This window comes from Acinetobacter sp. CIP 101966 (genome assembly GCF_000369725.1).
Taxonomy (GTDB): domain Bacteria; phylum Pseudomonadota; class Gammaproteobacteria; order Pseudomonadales; family Moraxellaceae; genus Acinetobacter; species Acinetobacter lwoffii_Q.
Genome location: NZ_KB850160.1, coordinates 1,526,206 through 1,543,884, shown reverse-complemented (window position 1 = coordinate 1,543,884; position 17,679 = coordinate 1,526,206). Strand labels below are relative to the sequence as shown.

Below are 17,679 nucleotides of genomic sequence, written 5' to 3'. Positions count from 1 at the left end.
TCGATTGTTTACATTTATTTCAATTGAACCGCTAAAAATGGTGTGAGTATTGAGGATTCTATGGAAATTGTTTTAGCCAATCCGCGTGGTTTTTGTGCTGGTGTAGATCGTGCCATTGCGATCGTGAACCGTGCCCTAGAATGCTTTAACCCACCAATTTATGTGCGGCATGAAGTGGTGCATAACAAATTTGTGGTCGATGACTTGCGTCAGCGCGGTGCGATTTTTGTCGATGAACTCGATGAAGTTCCTGACGATAATATCGTGATTTTTAGCGCACATGGTGTTTCTAAAGCAGTCCAGCAAGAGGCTGAACGCCGTGGTCTGAAAGTTTTTGATGCCACTTGCCCCTTGGTAACCAAGGTGCATATTGAAGTGACCAAATATGCTCGTGAAGGCATTGAAGCGATCCTGATTGGCCATGAAGGACATCCGGAAGTTGAAGGCACCATGGGGCAATATGACAAAAAAAATGGTGGTGAGATTTATCTGGTTGAAGATGAAGAAGATGTCGCCGCTTTAATGGTACGCAATCCTGAAAAAGTCGCTTTTGTCACGCAAACCACTTTATCAATTGACGATACGGCGAAAGTGATTGATGCTCTTCGCCAGAAATTTCCGCTGATTCAAGGCCCACGCAAAGATGATATTTGCTATGCGACACAAAACCGTCAGGATGCAGTACGTGATTTAGCTGCACGTTGTGATGTCGTGCTGGTTGTAGGATCACCGAATTCATCGAATTCAAATCGCTTGCGCGAACTCGCGGAACGTATGGGTAAAGCAGCCTATTTGGTCGATAATGCAGATGAGCTCAAGCATGAATGGTTCACCGATATTTCTAAAATTGGGGTAACTGCTGGAGCTTCCGCACCGGAGATTCTAATTAAACAGGTGATTCAGCGGTTACAGGACTGGGGTGCGCAGGCACCGCACGAATTAGATGGAAGAGAAGAGAATATTACTTTTAGCTTACCGAAAGAATTGCGTATTCCAGTCACTCAAGCTTAAGATGTGACGCACTTATCACCTGATTTATAATTTTTTTAAAACAGATAACTGCTTTTTGCGGTTATCTGTTTTTTTATGCCCTTTATCTGCTCTGTGTAGGTTTTGTAAAATTTATAGATATTATTTTTAATAGGGGAAAGTTTTGGAGCTGGGGGAAGAGTGTGCAAAAGAATAAAGGTTTTACGTTAATTGAGCTGATGGTCACTATTGCGGTATTGGTGATTGTTGCCATGATGACAGCGCCCAATATGATGCAATTGGTATATAAGAAACAGTTAGAGACAGAGGCAAGAGATTTGGCGATGACATTGTCAAATGTTCGAGGAACAGCCGTTTCACTTCGCAAAGATATTTCTTTAGAATTTAAGAATCAAGAAAATACTGGTGATAAGTTCTATTGGAATACGACAAGGTCAACTGTACATGTGCTTGCTAAAGGATTGCCAGAAGGGATTACTTTTACACCAACAGGTTTGGCGAAAAAACGCACAACATCGATTCGCAAATTAGAAAAACCAAACCCGCATTTTAACGAGAAAATTCCCGAAGATCCATTGACTAACCCGAAAACAATTATCGAATGGGATAATACTGAAGAACTGGTATTCGAGATTTGTCATGAAAAATTAACAGAAATTAAATCTATAAAAATCTTTAAGAGTGGAGTGATTGATCGTATTCAAAATAAACCACTAATTGGGAAGTGTGAGTGATGAAAAGTCAACGTGGCGTTGGGTTAATGGAAGTTCTTGTCTCCCTGGTTATTTTAGCTATAGCTGTTCTAGGTTTTGCTGCTTTACAGTTTAGAGCACTCGACGCGATACAAGAAGCAAATGATAGGACAGCAGCAATGACACTCGCACGAGATCTTGCGGAAAAAATTCGCGTAAATAGAACACAGCTCAGTAAATATAAATCTGAAATTAATGCCTCTGGAGAAACCACTGCTAAAAGTTGCGTTCGAGCGGATAGCGATAAACCTGCTGATCCGATTACATCTATGTGTACACGAATAGAACTGGCGACTTTTGATGCTAGTAAAATTTTAGGCGTGGCAAAGCAAAAGAATATGACAATCATAATTAGCGATTGCCAAGGAGGGGATCGTCAATGTGTGTATGTTGCATGGGGAGACACAGCGATTACTGCGACCAGTCAGGCAAATTGTATGGTGTCGGGTGTATATGTTGCAGGTGCTAAATGCTTAGTGATGGAGGCATATGGGTCATGAATATTCAACGAGGATTCACATTAATAGAATTAATGATCGCCTTGATTTTAGGATCACTTATCGTTGCGGCATCAATACAAGTCTTTATTAATGCAAATCAAAGTCTAGCCTTTCAACAAAGCAGTGCGAATATTCAAAATAGCGGTTTGTTTGGGATAGATTACATTGTTAGAGATTTACGTCGTGCGAACATAGATTCAAATAGTGCAGCAATGACAATAGATACATTGCATGGTGGTATTGTTTTTAATAATAAAAATATAAGCAAGGCGACAATGACAGATGCTGAAACCATAAATGCTTTGTTAACTAAATCTTCCATTGGTCCTAGTAATTTAAATAACCTTAAGAGTGATCAAATTGTAATTCAATATAAAAATACAATTGGTAGTCAATTTAATTGTGAAGGTGTGAAAGTTTTACCAAATCAATTCGTTGTACAACGCTATTTTTTAAAGGAAGAAAAGGCAGCGGCAACTGCTGATCAATATAGACCACTTTCATTGCGTTGCAAAGCGACGGTATATACAGGTGATTCTGCTATGAGTTTAGATTTATCTGGTGATGGTGAAATGTTGATCCCAAATGTCGATCATTTTCGAGTGCTATTGGGTATCGCAAGGGATAATGAAATTAAAAATGCAGCTGGAGTGGTTACCAAAAAGAAAGATGGTGTGATGGATGATTTTCTTTATGTTTCTCCATCTGAATATATAAAGCTAATTGATAAACCACAAATTGTGTCTATTCAATTGGGTATTTTGGTTCGCTCACCTGAATCCGTGGCAAATGGCACAGAATTGACTAAATTTACGGTGTTAGATTTGGAAAATAAAGAGTTATTAACTGATCCAGATAAAAGTAAATATTTACGTCAAGTTATTACCCAAACAGTCGCTTTACGCAATGGGTTTGGTGTGGAAAATCGGGCGGAGTGAACATGATGAAAAATAAACAAGCAGGAAATACATTAATTTTTGTTTTGATCATACTTTTGCTCATCACAATCATAGGTACTTGGGCTATTCGTGGAGCAATAACATCACTTAATATTACAACGAATGCGCAGGCTCAAGCTTTATTGGTACAAAATTCGGACGCTGTATTCTTTCAGCTCGAATCTTATGCTGATGATGCAGTTAAAATTGCAAAGCTTCAATTAGATAACGGAATGATCGGATATGTGAATAAGCCTGAAAATAAGGGCAAAGAGTTGGTTTATTGTTTAAGAAAAAGTGAAAAAGACGATAAATATAATTTAGGTAAAGCCAGTCTTGTTTATTGGCAAGGGGCTAGTATTTCAAAAAATGAGATGGGGCAGGATGGTTACTGTAAAGTGAATAAGGCTACTGATTTTACCTCAGATCGTGGTGCTGTGGTGACTCGTATCGGGGCGCGTTCTATCCTCGACGGACGTAAGGATTGGGGTCATATGTATGAAGGAAGTGACTCAGAGACCTATGGTGGTAAAGATATCGGAACCATTATTATAAATGCTACTTCTTTTATTCCAAATTTATCTACAGCGTCTGCAGATGAAATTAATAAGTGTGTGATGAATTACCCAAGTTTTAATGTTGTTGTAGATGGTGTAACCAAAGATAGTGTTGCTGATTGTCTATCAAAATTGAATGTTCCATATAGTAGTCAAGAAATGGAATATCAGTTGCGCCAAGTGAATTAAGGTAGGAGAAATAAAATGAATATGAGTCAAATTTTAAATCATACTGCCTTAACTAAGGCAAAATTATCAATATTGTCGGCATCTATTACAGCACTGATTTGTAGCAGTGTCTACGCAAGTGATATTGATATTTATAAGGCGCCGGCATCGGGTGCTGGAGCTACAACTGTTTTATTCATGCTTGATAAATCGGGGAGTATGAATTTTACTGACTATGGCAATACTGTTACTTATGATGAGCAAAACTGTCCTTCAAAAAGTAATGATGCAGGTGGATTTTCGTATAAGAAAGCTGATTCTGACGTAACTCACACATTTGGCGATAGCGATTGGTATGGGACTAAAACGCTTAGTTACAGAGAGTGTATACGAGGCACTACAAAATGGAGACTAGGGCTCTTTGGCTGGGTAAGTTCATTTGAAAGTGAAATTGATCGTCAAAGTACACGATTAGTACAATTAAAAATAGGTTTATTACAGTTATTATTGGGTGATAAATCAGATCCAAATAATATTGTCCAACCATTAAGTCCAGATCTTTATATAGGTTTAGCAGTTTTTTCAGGAAGTAAAGGTCAGAAAATTCAAGATGTAAAAAAGTTAGATAAGACCCATAGAGAAAACTTAGTACAAACAATCTTAGATTTAACAGCTACAGGAGGTACACCCACACCATATGCATATGCAGAGGCTGCAGCAATATTAATGGGTACGAAAACTGGTGGAGGAGATTACAGTAATTCTAGTACTAATTACTCAAAACCAGTATCTATCTCAGCTCAAACGACTGATACTGCTAAACAGTGTAGTGCTCAAGGAATTTATTTTTTAACGGATGGTAGACCAGAGCCTGGTGGTACGGCACCAGGGGATGATGGAAAAAGTGGAGATGCGTATACTGTAATGAAATCTGCTTTGGATACAAAGGGGAGTTTATTTGACTGTAAAGCAACAGCAACTAGTGTATTGGGTCGTCTTTCTTCATATCATAGTGATCAGCATGCTTGGAATTGTACTGGTAAATTTAATCAGGCCTTGTTAGATCCTGAAAAAAACCCCGTAGGCATTAAAATTAGAACAGCTGTTGTAGGATTTGGTCGTGATTTTGATACAGAAGCAACTGATCCGAGTAATGATGTTAAGGATGCTAAGTCGTGGGGAGAGCTTGGAGAAGGTGGGTCCTACTCAGGTTTAGATAGTAAAGCCATTGTTAAGAGTTTCGAAAAATTTTTAACTTTTGTCAAAACAGATATTCCAGGTATTAGTACTGGTAATGCTACCTTGCCTATCGATGCACTGAATAGTAATGCGATCCAACCATACGGTTATTTTCCACAATTTGTACCTAAAGTTGCGACAACTGAATTACAACGGACTTGGTATGGCAACTTAAAAAAATATCATGCTGTTCTTGGGTCACTATATGGGAATCGCTCTGGATCTTATCCAGGTACGATTACAGGTTCAAATCCTGTAATGCAAAACAAAGAAATTAAGAATGTAGCAGACTTGTGGAAGAACTCGGCATATGTACCAACTTCAAATGAAACTGCTTTTCAAGGAGGGGCATTAAGTAATTTAGTCCAAGGCTATGTTGCTGACCGTTCGCCAAAAGAAAGACTCCTACTTACAGATTTTAGTTATAAAAATGGAATAGTCTCTCAAAATTTAAATTTAAGTTGGTATGATGATTCTGAGAATAAAACTAAGTTTAATGCAATCACAACAGCTTACAATTTGAATAGTTCTGCGCCATATCGTGCTGCATTGATGGGACTTCTTGGTTATGAGAGTGCGGTTGCAGGTGAAGATTTAACAACTAAATCTATCACAGGTAAGTTGCCGCAGATTGGTGCGATATTACATTCAAAACCTATACTTTTAACCCAATCTGGCTTACCGACAGTTACTGGAACGAGTACATCAGCAACTATTGATACAACAAATCGAGATGACTATATCTTGTTTGGGAGCACCCAAGGTGTATTGCATGTGTTGGATGCAAAAAATGGTAAAGGTAATGAAGTATTTGCTTTCATCCCTAAAGAAATGATTGAGTTACAGAATCAAGGTTTTTTACTTAATGGCGGTGCTGATATTGGTGGTAAAAATAAACTGTATTACGGTATAGATGGAGAATGGACTGCACATACAGTATATGTTTCTGACTCAAATGGGAAGCTTACAGTAGATGGTGGTTCACGCATAATTCAGAATGATGCTGGTAAAGATGTAACCATTAATTTAAAAGGAAAACAATGGGTTTATGGTGGTTTGCGAATGGGTGGGAGAAGTTATTACTCATTAGACCTAACAGACATGAGTTCACCTAAAGTTAAATTTCACATTGATCCAAATAATAAACAGGTACATTATTTGGATGGTAGTGTAACTAAATCGAAAACGGTTGATGAGCTGAAATATATGGGCCAGAGCTGGTCTAAGCCTACGCTTGCGTATGTGAATTGGTTTGGTACACGAAAATTAGTCATGCTTGTTGGAGGTGGTTATGATGCAGGTAGTACAACAGGTTTAGACGCTGATGGAGATGGAATTTATACAAAAAAAACAGTTGGTGGTAAATTAGTCAAAGAGAAGCGTGATGGTTATGGTGGCTATGAAGCTGCGGACTATGACCAAACCAACAAAATTGGTGCTGGGGTCTATATGTTTGATGCCGATAATGGTGATTTACTTTGGTCGGTAAGTGGTAATAATACAGCTACTACTACAAGCGGTACAAACAATCTGAAATTAGCTGGTAATGGTAATACTGTAAATATGAATTACAGTATCGTTAGTGAAATAAAAACTGTAGACCGTAATAATGATGGCTTAATTGATCATCTATATTTTGGTGATTTAAGAGGCCAAGCATTCCGCGTCGATTTTTCACCCTCTACAAATGGATTTAAATCACAAGTTAACCGAATATTGGATCTAAGTTCGACTCGTAAGCGTTTTTATAACGCTCCTACTTTTACGGTTCATTCGAAGGAGGGGGTTGCTGTAGTTAGTTTTGCTTCTGGTAATAAGAGTCAACCATTACATGGGCATGCAACATCTGTGTCTGGAGTTGATGATTTTGATGGCGTGTTTGCAATTTATGACTACGATGTCTATTCAAGTAAGTACCCTACGTCAGCTTTTGTTACTCGTACCTTAGGTACAAACAACGCAACAGCCATAAGTCAGTTAAAATTATTGAATAATCGTGTAGATAGTGATGATTCGCCAACTAATAGCAAACGTCCGAAAATAGACTCTTCATCAGGAAATGGTGGTTGGTACTATTTATTTAATAAGGAAGAGGCACTTAGTACTACTGGAGCAACAACTAAGAATAAGCAAATTTTAAAAAGTTTGGGCTCATTAGTTGCAATGGAAAGTGATTTATATGTTCCTGTTTTTGATTCTTCTAAACCTGGTACAACGGGAAGTTGTAGTGCAGGTGTAGCAGGAGAAACAGCATTACAGCGCTTTTGTTTGCCATACGGTATTTGTAAAACCAATATTTATATTCCATTAGGTGCGGGTATTGGTGAGCCTATTATTGGTGGTGGTCGTGATGGCGATCCAAATAAACGCTCTATATTTGTGTTAAATGAAGATAAAAAAGACGGTGTCACTGGTAGTGGATCAGGACAAATCAAAAATTATGGTGGTGCTTTGAAACTTATTCCGAACCGTTGGTATGAGCAATATGCGCAAGGGGGAGGGTAATGCGTAAATTATCTGGATTCACTCTAATTGAGTTAATGGTCGTAGTGGTGATTATTGCGATTTTAGCTGCGATAGCAATACCAAGCTATCAAAGCTTTATTCGCAAAAATCTAACGGCTCAAGTTCAGCAGGAAATGTTGAAATTAGCTGATCAATTAGAGAGACATAAAGCTAAAAATTTCTCTTATAAAAAATTTGATCCTAAATATTTATATGCGGGGACTGTTGCTATGCCTGAAGTATTTGTACCAGGTGGGATATTTAATGTAGCTACATCCAAATATAAAATTGAGTTAAAAGATATTAGCCGCGCGACTACTGAAAACTTACTGACCACAGACAATGGAATGGTTTGGTCAATGAAAGCGACTCCATTAGATTTATCGGACGGAAAGCTATATACATTATTGTTAACAAGTACGGGAGTTCGTTGTAAAACTACGGCGAGTTCAAATGTGTCTTATAGTGCTTGTACTGGAAGTGGAGTAGAACAATGGTAAAAAAACAAGGTTTTACTTTAATTGAATTAATGATTGTGGTTGCAATTATTGCAATCTTAGCTGCTATTGCTTACCCTTCATATCAGGAATATGTGCAAAGAACGAAGAGGGTCGAGGCACAAGTTGAACTAATGGAAATTGCGAACAAATTGGCTAGTTATAAATTAGCGAATGGTTCTTTTTATGGAGCGAATTTAACAAAGGTGTATGGCAGTAGTAGTATTTCTAAATCTGGTTCTGCAACATACAGCTTAGAATTATCAAGTACAGAAATAGATCCCACCCATAACTGGGTATTGACTGCTAAACCTATTGGTTCCCAAGCTAAGACTGGCGCTATGACGATAGATTCTACAGGGCGCCAATGCTGGTTTAAAGGTAAGGATTCACCTGTAACAACAGATACTTGTTCCGCTTGGTCTGATAAATAAATTCTAACTGTTGATAACCTAAAATTTGATCTTTCATTCAGGGCAAAGTTCAAGTAAAATACTGCCCTCTATGAAAGGGGTTTGAAGTGTTCCGGTGGTCGGTGCATGAATAATCCGTAAAAACTATAAGGTTCTATCATGGTTGTTATTCGTCTTGCACGCGGTGGTGCTAAAAAACGTCCGTTCTATCAAATCATCGTGACTGATAGCCGTAATGCACGTGACGGTCGTTTCATCGAACGTATCGGTTTCTTCAACCCTACAGCTCAAGGTAAAGCAGAAAAACTTCGTTTAGATGCTGACCGTTTTGCTCACTGGGTTTCTCAAGGTGCTCAACCTTCTGATCGTGTTGCTTCTTTAGCTGCTCAAGCTAAAAAAGCTGCAGTTGCTGCATAATTTTTATATAAATTAGGTAGTAGCTTGCCCATGACACCAACACAGAATGTTCCCGAAGATCGTATTCAGATTGGACAGTTGCGTTCAGCATATGGATTAAATGGGTGGCTCTGGGTCTATTCCAATACAGAACCTATGAGCAACATATTTGACTATCTGCCTTGGTACATTGAAACCAAAGCAGGTTGGCACATTGTCGATGTAAAACGTTGGAAACCACATGGTAAAGGCCTGGTTGTTTCGCTGAAAGGTGTGAGTGATCGCACTGGTGCAGACGAAGTGGTTGGCTCCAATGTCTGGATCTCTAAATCGCAACTGCCTCAAGCAGGCGTAGATGAGTACTATTGGTCTGATTTAAAAGGTCTAAATGTGTTAGGTCTGGACGATCAGGAACAAGAAGTCAATCTCGGTCAAATTTTTGAGCTGTTTGAAACAGGTGCTAACGATGTGATGGTGGTTCGCGCAACTGCCGACAGCATCGACGGCGAAGAGCGAATGATCCCATGGCATAAAGATGTGGTGCAACGCGTTGATCTTGAAGCTGGTCGTATCTACGTCAATTGGGGCGTAGACTACTAAGAATTTTTCGGAAATACGGGAGTCTGCGATGTTTTTTGCAGTCATTACGCTTTTTCCTGAAATGTTTGAAGCGATTACAGCCTATGGTATTAGCGGGCGCGCAGCAAAACGTGAGTTGATGCAAATTCATTGCATCAATCCTCGCGATTATGCGACGGGCAACTATAAACGCGTGGATGAACGTCCATTCGGTGGTGGTCCGGGTATGGTGATGATGGCTGAGCCTCTGGCAAAAGCAATCCAGCATGCAAAAGAGCTTGCAACGCAAGCGGGTGCAGTTCAGGTTCCTGTGGTGTATATGTCACCGCAAGGAAAGACCTTAAGCGAAACTGCGGTACAGGATTTTGTCAAATATGATGGAATCATTGTACTGTGTGGACGCTATGAAGGCGTCGATGAACGTTTGATCCAGCAATATGTTGATCAGGAATGGTCAATTGGAGATTACGTGTTGTCGGGTGGTGAACTGCCTGCGATGGTTTTATTGGACAGTATTATCCGGAGAATTCCGGGTGCCATGTCTGATGAACAGTCACACGTGCAAGACTCATTTGTGGATGGTCTTCTAGACTGCCCACAATATACCAAGCCAGATCATTTTGAAGGTTTGGATGTGCCTGAGGTGTTAAAGTCCGGGCATCATGCCAATATTGAAAAATGGCGGTTTCTGCAGCGATATCAGCGTACACTTGAACGCCGCCCAGAGTTGGTGAAAAAAGTCGAGCTGACCAAGCAGCAGAAAAAATGGCTAAAAGATTTGTAAGATATTGATGAGTAATCATTTCTGTCTTCAAGCAAGTACTTAAAATGATTTAAGTATTCTTTAATAGGCTCTTTATGGTTGAGATGGTCAACCATAAAGGGAAAGATAATCGGGTGTATGCGCTTTAGCCTCTATACCCAGCGATGATCAGACCTCTTCTGACTCGCACATATTGGAGATACCCCATGAGCGGTAAGCATCCTTTAGTTCAAGTAATTGAAAACGCACAATTGAAACAAAACATCCCTGCTTTTGCACCAGGTGATACAGTTATTGTTCAAGTTAAAGTAAAAGAAGGCGACCGTGAGCGTTTACAGGCGTTCGAAGGCGTTGTAATTGCTAAGAAAAACCGTGGTTTGAACTCTGCGTTCACAGTACGTAAAATTTCTAGCGGTGTTGGCGTTGAGCGTGTATTCCAAACTCACTCTCCAATCGTTGCTGGTATCGAAGTGAAACGTCGTGGTGACGTTCGTCGTGCTAAACTTTACTACCTACGTGAATTGTCTGGTAAAGCTGCACGTATTCGTGAAAAATTACCAGCTCGTAAAACTAAAGCTTAATTTTAAGCTTTATACGAGTGAAAAAATGCGCCTTTGGGCGCATTTTTTATATCTGGCTATTTTTATAAAAATTATAAACCTTGCAGTTTTAAGCGGTTGGCATGCTGACGATAGGCAGCAACTGGATCAGGTGCAAAGGTACCTTTAATGCCGAACAATAAGTTGATTTCATCCAGATGATTCTATGGATAATCATCACGAACCGTTTTACCAAATTTGGCACTACATACCGACACAATTCCATCGTTCGCGCCAGCCTTACTCGCAGAAAGCAAATCCAAGGCTTTCATGGCGGCATCACTTACATCTAGGGAATTAGTCACGGGTTGATTGCCCGTCATTGAATACAGTGCAATGCCATTGTCTTTATATTTGCCTTCACCGCATGGACTCAGCGAAAGCCCGAGTTTAAAACGCTGGTTAAATTCGGCTGTGCCTTCAATTGAGGTGCTGTGTCCTGCTGCAAGGGCGTTGTGTGGGAAAGCTTGACCGTCTAAACCTTGTGCCCACATGATGACGTTGCCAAAACTGCTGATCAGGGTATTCAGCAGTTCAGATGTTCCGGTTTGATTGGCAAGTCACATGACATCAGAGGCAACAATAGTGCCTTGATTGGCACCGCCCACAGTCATCACTGAGGCTACATGTTGCGGCATAACCCCCGCAGCATAACGCACGCTATGCGCACCATGACTATGACCAATGAGATTCAGTTTTTTGGCGCCAGTGATCGCCATGACTTCTTTCAGTTGCTCCACATATTGTTCACCTCTGATTTCGCTGGAATTGAAAGGTGAGATGCGGGTGGCAAAGGCAGTTGAACCATTACGGGCTAAATCTGGCAAAATTTGATACCAATAATCCATGCCTAAGGCATCAAAACCAATGCGATTAAAGCCGACCATGCCATGTGCAAATACAATCGGGTAGTGTGTTTTGGCATAATTGGACACGACAAATCTGGATTCTGCTTGCTGCAAATTGGAAGCCTGCACATATTGGCCCGTAAATAATACGCAGCATAAGGTTATAAAATGCGTTCTAATTTTCATAAAGTTCCATTTTGGCGGTTTAAAAATTAAAAAATCCCTGCACATTGTGATGACAGGGATGAGATTGAATTACAGGCCTTGCAATTTGAGCCGGTTGGCATGCTGGCGATAAACATCGACTGGGTCTGGAGCAAAGATATTCTTTAATCCGAGCAATTGGTTCACTTCATCCAGATGGTTCCAGTTGTAGTTATCCCGAATCGTTTTACCGAATTTGGCACTACAGCGGGAGGCCAGACCATCATTTTCCTTGCCGCCATCAATGAGTAAAGCTGTAACTTTCAATGCTGAATCAGGGTCGAGCGGGTTGGTGACTTGGCCTATACCGGTGAATGAATAATGACGAATATCACCGTCTTTTTCCTTACCTTCACCGCAGGCGGTGGTCGGCATACCGAGCGGATATTTCTGGTTGAATTGAGCGGATCCTGCCAGGGTCAGGCTGCGACCACCGGCCAGGGAGTCATGCGGGAAACTATTCGGATCCAGACCTTGCGCCCAAGTGATGGCCTTAGACACCAGGTTGATGCCACCGACTAAAGGCCCTTGTATCGGTGTACCTTCTGCCTGAAGAATCAGGTCTGCAACTGGAGAGCCTTTATGCGGAGCACCGACAGATGTCAGGGAAGCAACCAGATCAGGTCTTACACCTGCAACATAACGAATGGTCGGGCCGCCATGCGAATGACCAATCAGATTGACTTTGTCTGCACCGGTAATGGCCTGAATTTCTTTGACTTGCTCTAAAAGTTGTTCACCCCGAATTCCTGATGAGTTAAAAGGTGAGACACGTGTTGCCCAGACATTGCCGCCATTACGCGCCAAATCCGGTAAAATCTGATACCAGTAATCCAGTCCAAACTGGTCGGTACCGACCCGGATAAAGCCTGCCATACCATGTGCGAAGACAATTGGATATTGGGTCTTGGCATATTGTGAACTGGCTTTTGCTGTGACCTGACTGGCTTGGGTGGATGCCTGAGTGCTGAGGCATGTACCCGCCAGCAGCAGGCCGGTGATGAATGCTCCGAATTTCATTATATTTTCCTCACTTTTGTTGTTTTAACGGGATGATCCTCATCCGGTTGTCTAAAGTCCCCCTCTGCAGCAGGGACTCAGTTTCCTAAGTTTTTTTAATTAATAGAGATGATCTATTCATAAAAATAAGTGATTTATAAGCCTTGCAGTTTGAGCCGGTTGGCATGTTGGCGATACAGGGCGATCGGATCCTGCGCAAAAGGGCCCAAAATACCGAAAAACTGGTTTACTTCATCAAAATGGTTATGGGCATAGTCCTGACGAATGATTTGGCCATAGCGTCCGCTACACAGCGGTAGAGCACCATCATTGGCTTCTCCTTTCAGGAAACTGTTACCTAAAGTCACGACTATAGATTCAATCGCATCCAGCGGATTGGTCGCCTGCCGATTGCCCATCCAGGAATAGTGATAAATTCCATTTGGCGTGAGTTTGCTGCCCTTAGACTGACAGTCTTTGGGAATGGCAGAGGAGCCATATTTCACATTGAAGGCCTGAATCGCCTCTGGATTCATGGCTTGCAGTGCCTCGATAATACTGACCGGATACTGGTTAGCTGTAACCAGATTCATGCTATGGCCCAAAATTGTACCAATGGCATGGATAAAGGGTTCAAGCAGTGGCGTCTGGCTGGCATTGACAAAAACCGGGGTGCCTTGCATCGCCCCGGCAATGGCGGTTAAAGAGGCGGCTTTATGCGGTGCAACGCCCTCGATATATTGAATTGTTGGGCCACCTTGGCTATGCCCAATCAGATTGACTTTCTTCTGGCCCGTCAGTGCCAGTATTTCATCAATTTGCATCAAGAGCTGTTCACCGCGCAGTTCATTGGACGCAACAGCAGACAATTCGGCAGAAAACACCCGTGCACCATGCCGGCTCAGGTCTTGGGGAATCTGATACCAATAATCTAAACCGATGTGATCTGTTCCAATCCGGTTAAAACCTAGACCAAAACCATGAACAAAGACCATCGGGTATTTTGTCTTGGCATAACTCGAGAGGACAAAATTGCTTTTATATTCCTGTAATGCCGAGGCTTGCACAGGGCCAGTTAATAGGGAAACCAGTAGCAAAAAGCTTAAGTAAGATATTATTTTTTTCATTGCAGCTTCCCGATCGCGGATAGGTCAAATAAAAAGAACCAGAAAAAAAGCCTATATTTCAGCTGAAAATACAGGCACTCTGGGGTTATAAACCTTCTAATTTGAGTCGGTTGGCATGCTGGCGGTAGAGGGCGACCGGATCTGGTGCAAACACGCCTTTCAGACCAAACATCATATTGGCCAGGTCCGTATGATTGAGTTTGTACTGGTCATGAATCACCTTGCCCATGAACGCACTACAACGTGAAACCATGCCATCATTGTCTTTACTGCCATAAGATAAAGGGCCGAGCTGCATCAGGATCGTATCAATATCCAGGGCATTGGTGGCTTGGGCCACACCCGTCCATGAATAATAATGAATGCCTTTACTATCTTTCTGTTTTAAATTTTTATTGCAGTTTTCTGTAGAAGCCAATACGCCATCTTTGACCACCTGCTGTGCCACTGTGGCATTAAAAGTATTTGAACCGGTCTGGCTTAGGGATTTCATGGAAGCATCAAAATCAATTTCCAGTTCAGGCTTAAACTGACCCAGTGCAATCAATGGACCAATAATATAATCACCTAAAATGTTAAAGGCGGTACGCGTCAGGCTATTGTTCTGAATATCATCTGCCACTTTGGAGCCATGGTAGGTTCCTGCAACGCCGGTAATAGAGGCGATATACTGCGGCTGGGTCGCTGCAACATACAGCACTGTTGGTCCACCATGGGAATGGCCAATCAAGTTCAGTTTTTGCTTTCCGGTAATTGCCAGAACCTCTTCAACCTGATGGATTAGTTGTTCTCCGCGATGCATCGTTGTATTTGCCGGCGATAATTGTGCAGCAAACACGGTTGAACCATTACGTGCCATATCTGGCAGAATCTGATACCAGTAATCCAGCCCGATACTATCGGTGCCAATACGTGACCAGCCTAACCAGCCATGTACCATCAGGATCGGATATTTGGTCTTGGCATAGTCAGACCGGCTCTTTTCGATGACTTGTGTTGCACTCGCTGCAGCCTGAGTCTGTGCAGAAAAACTGAATCCCAGAGTGGTCGCTAAAGCCACAGTCAGTAACTGGGCTGTCTTGCTGAAAGTATACATAGCTGTCCCTTTTTAAATTTTATCGTTATTCAAGCAATCATTGCTTTTTGTATAGTGTCGCAAGCCACAAATCAGACTATGAAAATACAGTTTAGGCCTTCAGTGGCTGAGCAATTTTTCTTTTGAAGAAGCGGTATTTTTTCATTTCAGAGGTCTAAAACCATGTCATTTGGGGACATGCAGGACAGGAGGAATTTACATTGTAAGTATGCGTTTTATTTGCAGATGTATTTAAATAAAAAGTCTTTGAAATCATTATAATTTTTCTAAGTTATTTTGTGTAAATACGAAATATTTGGAAACAACTATAAAAGATCATTTTGAGAAAATATAAAGTTATCAAAAGGGCATTTATAAAAAAGCCATCAACAGGTGATGGCTTTTAGGCTTAGTCAGCAAAGGGTAGTTTGGCTCCCTGATCATGAACCTGTTCAAATGTTTCAACCCGCAGCTGTTCTTGCGGTGTATTAAAATGTTTGCTGCGAAGCTGGGCAATGGCTTGCTGTTTGGCAGTATGGGACATGCCGGACTGGGTAATCTGATCCCGTTCATCTAAATAGCCAGTCACCCGGTTTTTCCAGTCGCTGCGTTGTACATCCAGTTGTTCCAGACGTTGTGTCGCTTCAGCACCGACCAGATTCATCCGCATCTGCCGGATTTCATCACGGGAACCGCCACGAGCTTTAATATCTGCGGTAAGTTTGCGCAAATCTTCCAGTTTATTCAGTTGTTCCAGATTTTCCTGCCAGTCCTGCGGGAGCTGCTGAAACAGTGCTTTGAGCTTTTGCGCTTTTTCAGTCTCCGTTAAGCTTTTGTCTGCCAGTACGCTCATCCGGTCCAGGGTATATTCATGATAGGCATCTTCTGTGCCGAACAAGCCCTCAATTTCATACTTGGAAAAGTATTGTTGGCGCAAATTCTGGGTACTGTTATAGATACTGCGATAATAGGCAGGATCTTCCTGATTTAGCCCGGCCGGTGCAGTGAGCTGGCCCAAGCCGTGACGGTACTGGAGATAACGATCCCATAAATCCAGAATTTGCGAGAGTGCAGGCTCTTTATGATTCTGGCGAATATAGGCTTTAAAATCCTGTTGGATCTGCTGCAGATTTTTTTCACCGAACTGGGTAATAAAATATTCAAAACAGTTGCGGGTCTGTTCATTCACAATCAGACGGTTGCTGGCGTCTAGCTGCATCTGACAATTAATTTCGGTATCTTGCTGGCTGGCACTGGGGAAAGCTGCATTGGCAGGGCCATTGACCAAGAGTGCGGTTTGTTCTGCCTGAGTTTCAGTTAAAGGCATTTTTGTCCCGGTATCCGCCTGGGTATTTTCTTTTGGAGACAGCCATAAGATCAATGTGAGAATACACAGCACCAGCAACGCCAGAATGATCCATATTTTATATTTCTGCATATCCTATGCACCTATTTTCTCGTTATTTCATTATTTTTAGATATTCAAGCTTTTAGATATTAAAGCTTTTAGATGTTCAAGCCGGCTCAATATGCCATAAAAATCATTAGAGACTATAGAAAAGTTGTAAATCATCTCGCAGGGTTTTACCATGGCGCCAATTTATAAAATGTCTGATTTTTTGCCATGAAAGCATCATCTCCTAAAATTCAGCGCCGTCATCTCAGTGGTGTCTTCCTGCTCAACAAGCCTTTGGGTATCAGCTCTAATGCCGCATTACAAAGAGTCCGCTGGTTGTACCGTGCACACAAAGCCGGCCATACTGGTGCGCTGGATCCGCTGGCATCTGGTTTATTGCCTGTATGTTTGGGAGAGGCGACCAAGTTTTCGCATTATTTATTAGATTCGGTCAAGCGTTATCAGACGACCGTATTTTTGGGACATAGTACCACCACGGGAGATGTGGAAGGCGAGGTGCTTCTGGAAAAAGCAGTTCCTGAACTCTCGGAAACCTTGATTCAGAACAAATTGGCACAGTTTATCGGGGATATCCAGCAAGTGCCGCCAATGTATTCTGCCTTGAAAAAAGAAGGCCGTCCTTTATACGAACTGGCGCGCAAAGGTATCGAGATTGAACGTGAAGCACGTCCGATTACCATTTTAGCGATTGAGCTTTTATCCTTTACGGAGAACAGTATCACGCTGGATATTACCTGTTCTAAAGGGACTTATATCCGGGTATTGGGTGAAGATATTGCCAAAGCACTGGGAACTTATGGCCATCTGACTTATCTGCACCGCATCAAAACCGGTCATTTTGATTTGATCCCGAGTTATACCATTGAATATCTGGAAAGCCTGAGCGAAGCAGAGCGTGATGCACTGTTGTTGCCGGCCTATGCACCGGTTGATCATTTTCCAAAAGTGCAGGTACCCGAAGGTCGCGCAGAATATTTTAGCCGCGGCATGGAAAGCAATATCGAACATGAAGCAGCTGAACAGGTGCTGGTTTTTGATGGCGAGAAATGTCTGGGGCTGGCAGAAATTACCGACAAAAAACGTCTGGTACCCAAACGCGTCCTGAACCTCTAA

The 17,679-nt window shown here is 41.7% G+C and carries 17 protein-coding genes and 1 pseudogene; 13 read left to right on the top strand and 5 right to left on the bottom strand.

The genetic code is table 11. The features are described from left to right. Positions 1-60 precede the first annotated feature (60 nt). From ispH to rplS, 12 genes are all read left to right on the top strand, one after another. Positions 61-1,011, top strand: a complete 951-nt coding sequence (gene ispH / locus F891_RS13565) for a 4-hydroxy-3-methylbut-2-enyl diphosphate reductase (protein ID WP_005263845.1) — start codon at positions 61-63, stop codon at positions 1,009-1,011. Positions 1,012-1,172: 161 nt separating this feature from the next. Beyond that, positions 1,173-1,724, top strand: coding sequence for a pilus assembly FimT family protein (locus F891_RS13560; RefSeq protein WP_005263844.1), 552 nt, complete (start codon positions 1,173-1,175; stop codon positions 1,722-1,724). Then, the gene (gene pilV, locus F891_RS13555; RefSeq protein ID WP_005263841.1) at positions 1,724-2,242 is read left to right on the top strand and encodes a type IV pilus modification protein PilV; all 519 of its coding nucleotides are present in this window, start codon (positions 1,724-1,726) and stop codon (positions 2,240-2,242) included. Before F891_RS13560 ends, pilV begins: the two co-directional genes overlap by 1 nt. Continuing rightward, on the top strand, positions 2,239-3,180 hold the full coding sequence (locus F891_RS13550) for a PilW family protein (protein ID WP_005263838.1): 942 nt from the start codon (positions 2,239-2,241) through the stop codon (positions 3,178-3,180). The genes pilV and F891_RS13550 overlap by 4 nt, the downstream gene beginning before the upstream one ends. Before the next feature lie 2 nt (positions 3,181-3,182). Further along, positions 3,183-3,926 (top strand): hypothetical protein, encoded by a 744-nt coding sequence (locus F891_RS13545; RefSeq protein WP_005263837.1) that lies wholly within the window; start codon positions 3,183-3,185, stop codon positions 3,924-3,926. A 15-nt stretch (positions 3,927-3,941) separates the two neighbouring features. Then, positions 3,942-7,649: a pilus assembly protein gene (locus tag F891_RS13540; RefSeq protein WP_005263834.1), complete on the top strand. Its 3,708-nt coding sequence runs from the start codon at positions 3,942-3,944 to the stop codon at positions 7,647-7,649. Beyond that, entirely contained in the window at positions 7,649-8,149 is a 501-nt protein-coding gene (locus F891_RS13535; protein ID WP_005263832.1) for a type IV pilin protein, read from the top strand. Before F891_RS13540 ends, F891_RS13535 begins: the two co-directional genes overlap by 1 nt. Further along, the gene (locus F891_RS13530) at positions 8,143-8,580 is read left to right on the top strand and encodes a type IV pilin protein (protein WP_005263831.1); all 438 of its coding nucleotides are present in this window, start codon (positions 8,143-8,145) and stop codon (positions 8,578-8,580) included. The genes F891_RS13535 and F891_RS13530 overlap by 7 nt, the downstream gene beginning before the upstream one ends. A gap of 138 nt (positions 8,581-8,718) precedes the next feature. Beyond that, positions 8,719-8,976, top strand: a complete 258-nt coding sequence (gene rpsP / locus F891_RS13525; protein WP_004281198.1) for a 30S ribosomal protein S16 — start codon at positions 8,719-8,721, stop codon at positions 8,974-8,976. A gap of 30 nt (positions 8,977-9,006) precedes the next feature. Beyond that, positions 9,007-9,555, top strand: a complete 549-nt coding sequence (rimM, locus tag F891_RS13520) for a ribosome maturation factor RimM (protein WP_005263830.1) — start codon at positions 9,007-9,009, stop codon at positions 9,553-9,555. Between the two features lie 28 nt (positions 9,556-9,583). After that, entirely contained in the window at positions 9,584-10,318 is a 735-nt protein-coding gene (gene trmD / locus F891_RS13515; RefSeq protein ID WP_005263829.1) for a tRNA (guanosine(37)-N1)-methyltransferase TrmD, read from the top strand. A 185-nt stretch (positions 10,319-10,503) separates the two neighbouring features. Then, a complete protein-coding gene (gene rplS / locus F891_RS13510) occupies positions 10,504-10,878 on the top strand; it encodes a 50S ribosomal protein L19 (protein WP_004281205.1) in 375 nt (124 codons plus the stop codon). Between the two features lie 71 nt (positions 10,879-10,949). On the opposite strand, the pseudogene F891_RS17875 reads toward rplS, so the two are convergent. The 5 genes and pseudogenes from F891_RS17875 to F891_RS13485 all read right to left on the bottom strand — a co-directional run bounded on the left by F891_RS17875 (position 10,950) and on the right by F891_RS13485 (position 16,587). Continuing rightward, positions 10,950-11,930, bottom strand: a pseudogene (locus F891_RS17875) (esterase/lipase family protein). A 69-nt stretch (positions 11,931-11,999) separates the two neighbouring features. Further along, a complete protein-coding gene (locus F891_RS13500) occupies positions 12,000-12,968 on the bottom strand; it encodes an esterase/lipase family protein (protein ID WP_005263821.1) in 969 nt (322 codons plus the stop codon). Positions 12,969-13,102: 134 nt separating this feature from the next. Next, positions 13,103-14,074 (bottom strand): esterase/lipase family protein, encoded by a 972-nt coding sequence (locus tag F891_RS13495; RefSeq protein WP_005263820.1) that lies wholly within the window; start codon positions 14,072-14,074, stop codon positions 13,103-13,105. Between the two features lie 85 nt (positions 14,075-14,159). Further along, on the bottom strand, positions 14,160-15,170 hold the full coding sequence (locus tag F891_RS13490) for an esterase/lipase family protein (protein WP_005248304.1): 1,011 nt from the start codon (positions 15,168-15,170) through the stop codon (positions 14,160-14,162). 388 nt (positions 15,171-15,558) lie between these two features. Then, on the bottom strand, positions 15,559-16,587 hold the full coding sequence (locus tag F891_RS13485; protein WP_005263819.1) for a lipase secretion chaperone: 1,029 nt from the start codon (positions 16,585-16,587) through the stop codon (positions 15,559-15,561). 186 nt (positions 16,588-16,773) lie between these two features. Between F891_RS13485 and truB the strand changes: the two genes are divergently transcribed. After that, on the top strand, positions 16,774-17,679 hold the full coding sequence (truB, locus tag F891_RS13480) for a tRNA pseudouridine(55) synthase TruB (RefSeq protein WP_005263817.1): 906 nt from the start codon (positions 16,774-16,776) through the stop codon (positions 17,677-17,679).

Bases quoted from the DNA above. Each gene is read 5' to 3' on its own strand.
- ispH (WP_005263845.1), top strand. From the start codon at position 61: ATGGAAATTGTTTTAGCCAATCCGCGTGGTTTTTGTGCTGGTGTAGAT.
- pilV (WP_005263841.1), top strand. From the start codon at position 1,724: ATGAAAAGTCAACGTGGCGTTGGGTTAATGGAAGTTCTTGTCTCCCTG.
- F891_RS13550 (WP_005263838.1), top strand. From the start codon at position 2,239: ATGAATATTCAACGAGGATTCACATTAATAGAATTAATGATCGCCTTG.
- F891_RS13545 (WP_005263837.1), top strand. From the start codon at position 3,183: ATGATGAAAAATAAACAAGCAGGAAATACATTAATTTTTGTTTTGATC.
- F891_RS13540 (WP_005263834.1), top strand. From the start codon at position 3,942: ATGAATATGAGTCAAATTTTAAATCATACTGCCTTAACTAAGGCAAAA.
- F891_RS13535 (WP_005263832.1), top strand. From the start codon at position 7,649: ATGCGTAAATTATCTGGATTCACTCTAATTGAGTTAATGGTCGTAGTG.
- F891_RS13530 (WP_005263831.1), top strand. From the start codon at position 8,143: ATGGTAAAAAAACAAGGTTTTACTTTAATTGAATTAATGATTGTGGTT.
- rpsP (WP_004281198.1), top strand. From the start codon at position 8,719: ATGGTTGTTATTCGTCTTGCACGCGGTGGTGCTAAAAAACGTCCGTTC.
- rimM (WP_005263830.1), top strand. From the start codon at position 9,007: ATGACACCAACACAGAATGTTCCCGAAGATCGTATTCAGATTGGACAG.
- trmD (WP_005263829.1), top strand. From the start codon at position 9,584: ATGTTTTTTGCAGTCATTACGCTTTTTCCTGAAATGTTTGAAGCGATT.
- rplS (WP_004281205.1), top strand. From the start codon at position 10,504: ATGAGCGGTAAGCATCCTTTAGTTCAAGTAATTGAAAACGCACAATTG.
- F891_RS13500 (WP_005263821.1), bottom strand. From the start codon at position 12,968: ATGAAATTCGGAGCATTCATCACCGGCCTGCTGCTGGCGGGTACATGC.
- F891_RS13495 (WP_005263820.1), bottom strand. From the start codon at position 14,074: ATGAAAAAAATAATATCTTACTTAAGCTTTTTGCTACTGGTTTCCCTA.
- F891_RS13490 (WP_005248304.1), bottom strand. From the start codon at position 15,170: ATGTATACTTTCAGCAAGACAGCCCAGTTACTGACTGTGGCTTTAGCG.
- F891_RS13485 (WP_005263819.1), bottom strand. From the start codon at position 16,587: ATGCAGAAATATAAAATATGGATCATTCTGGCGTTGCTGGTGCTGTGT.
- truB (WP_005263817.1), top strand. From the start codon at position 16,774: ATGAAAGCATCATCTCCTAAAATTCAGCGCCGTCATCTCAGTGGTGTC.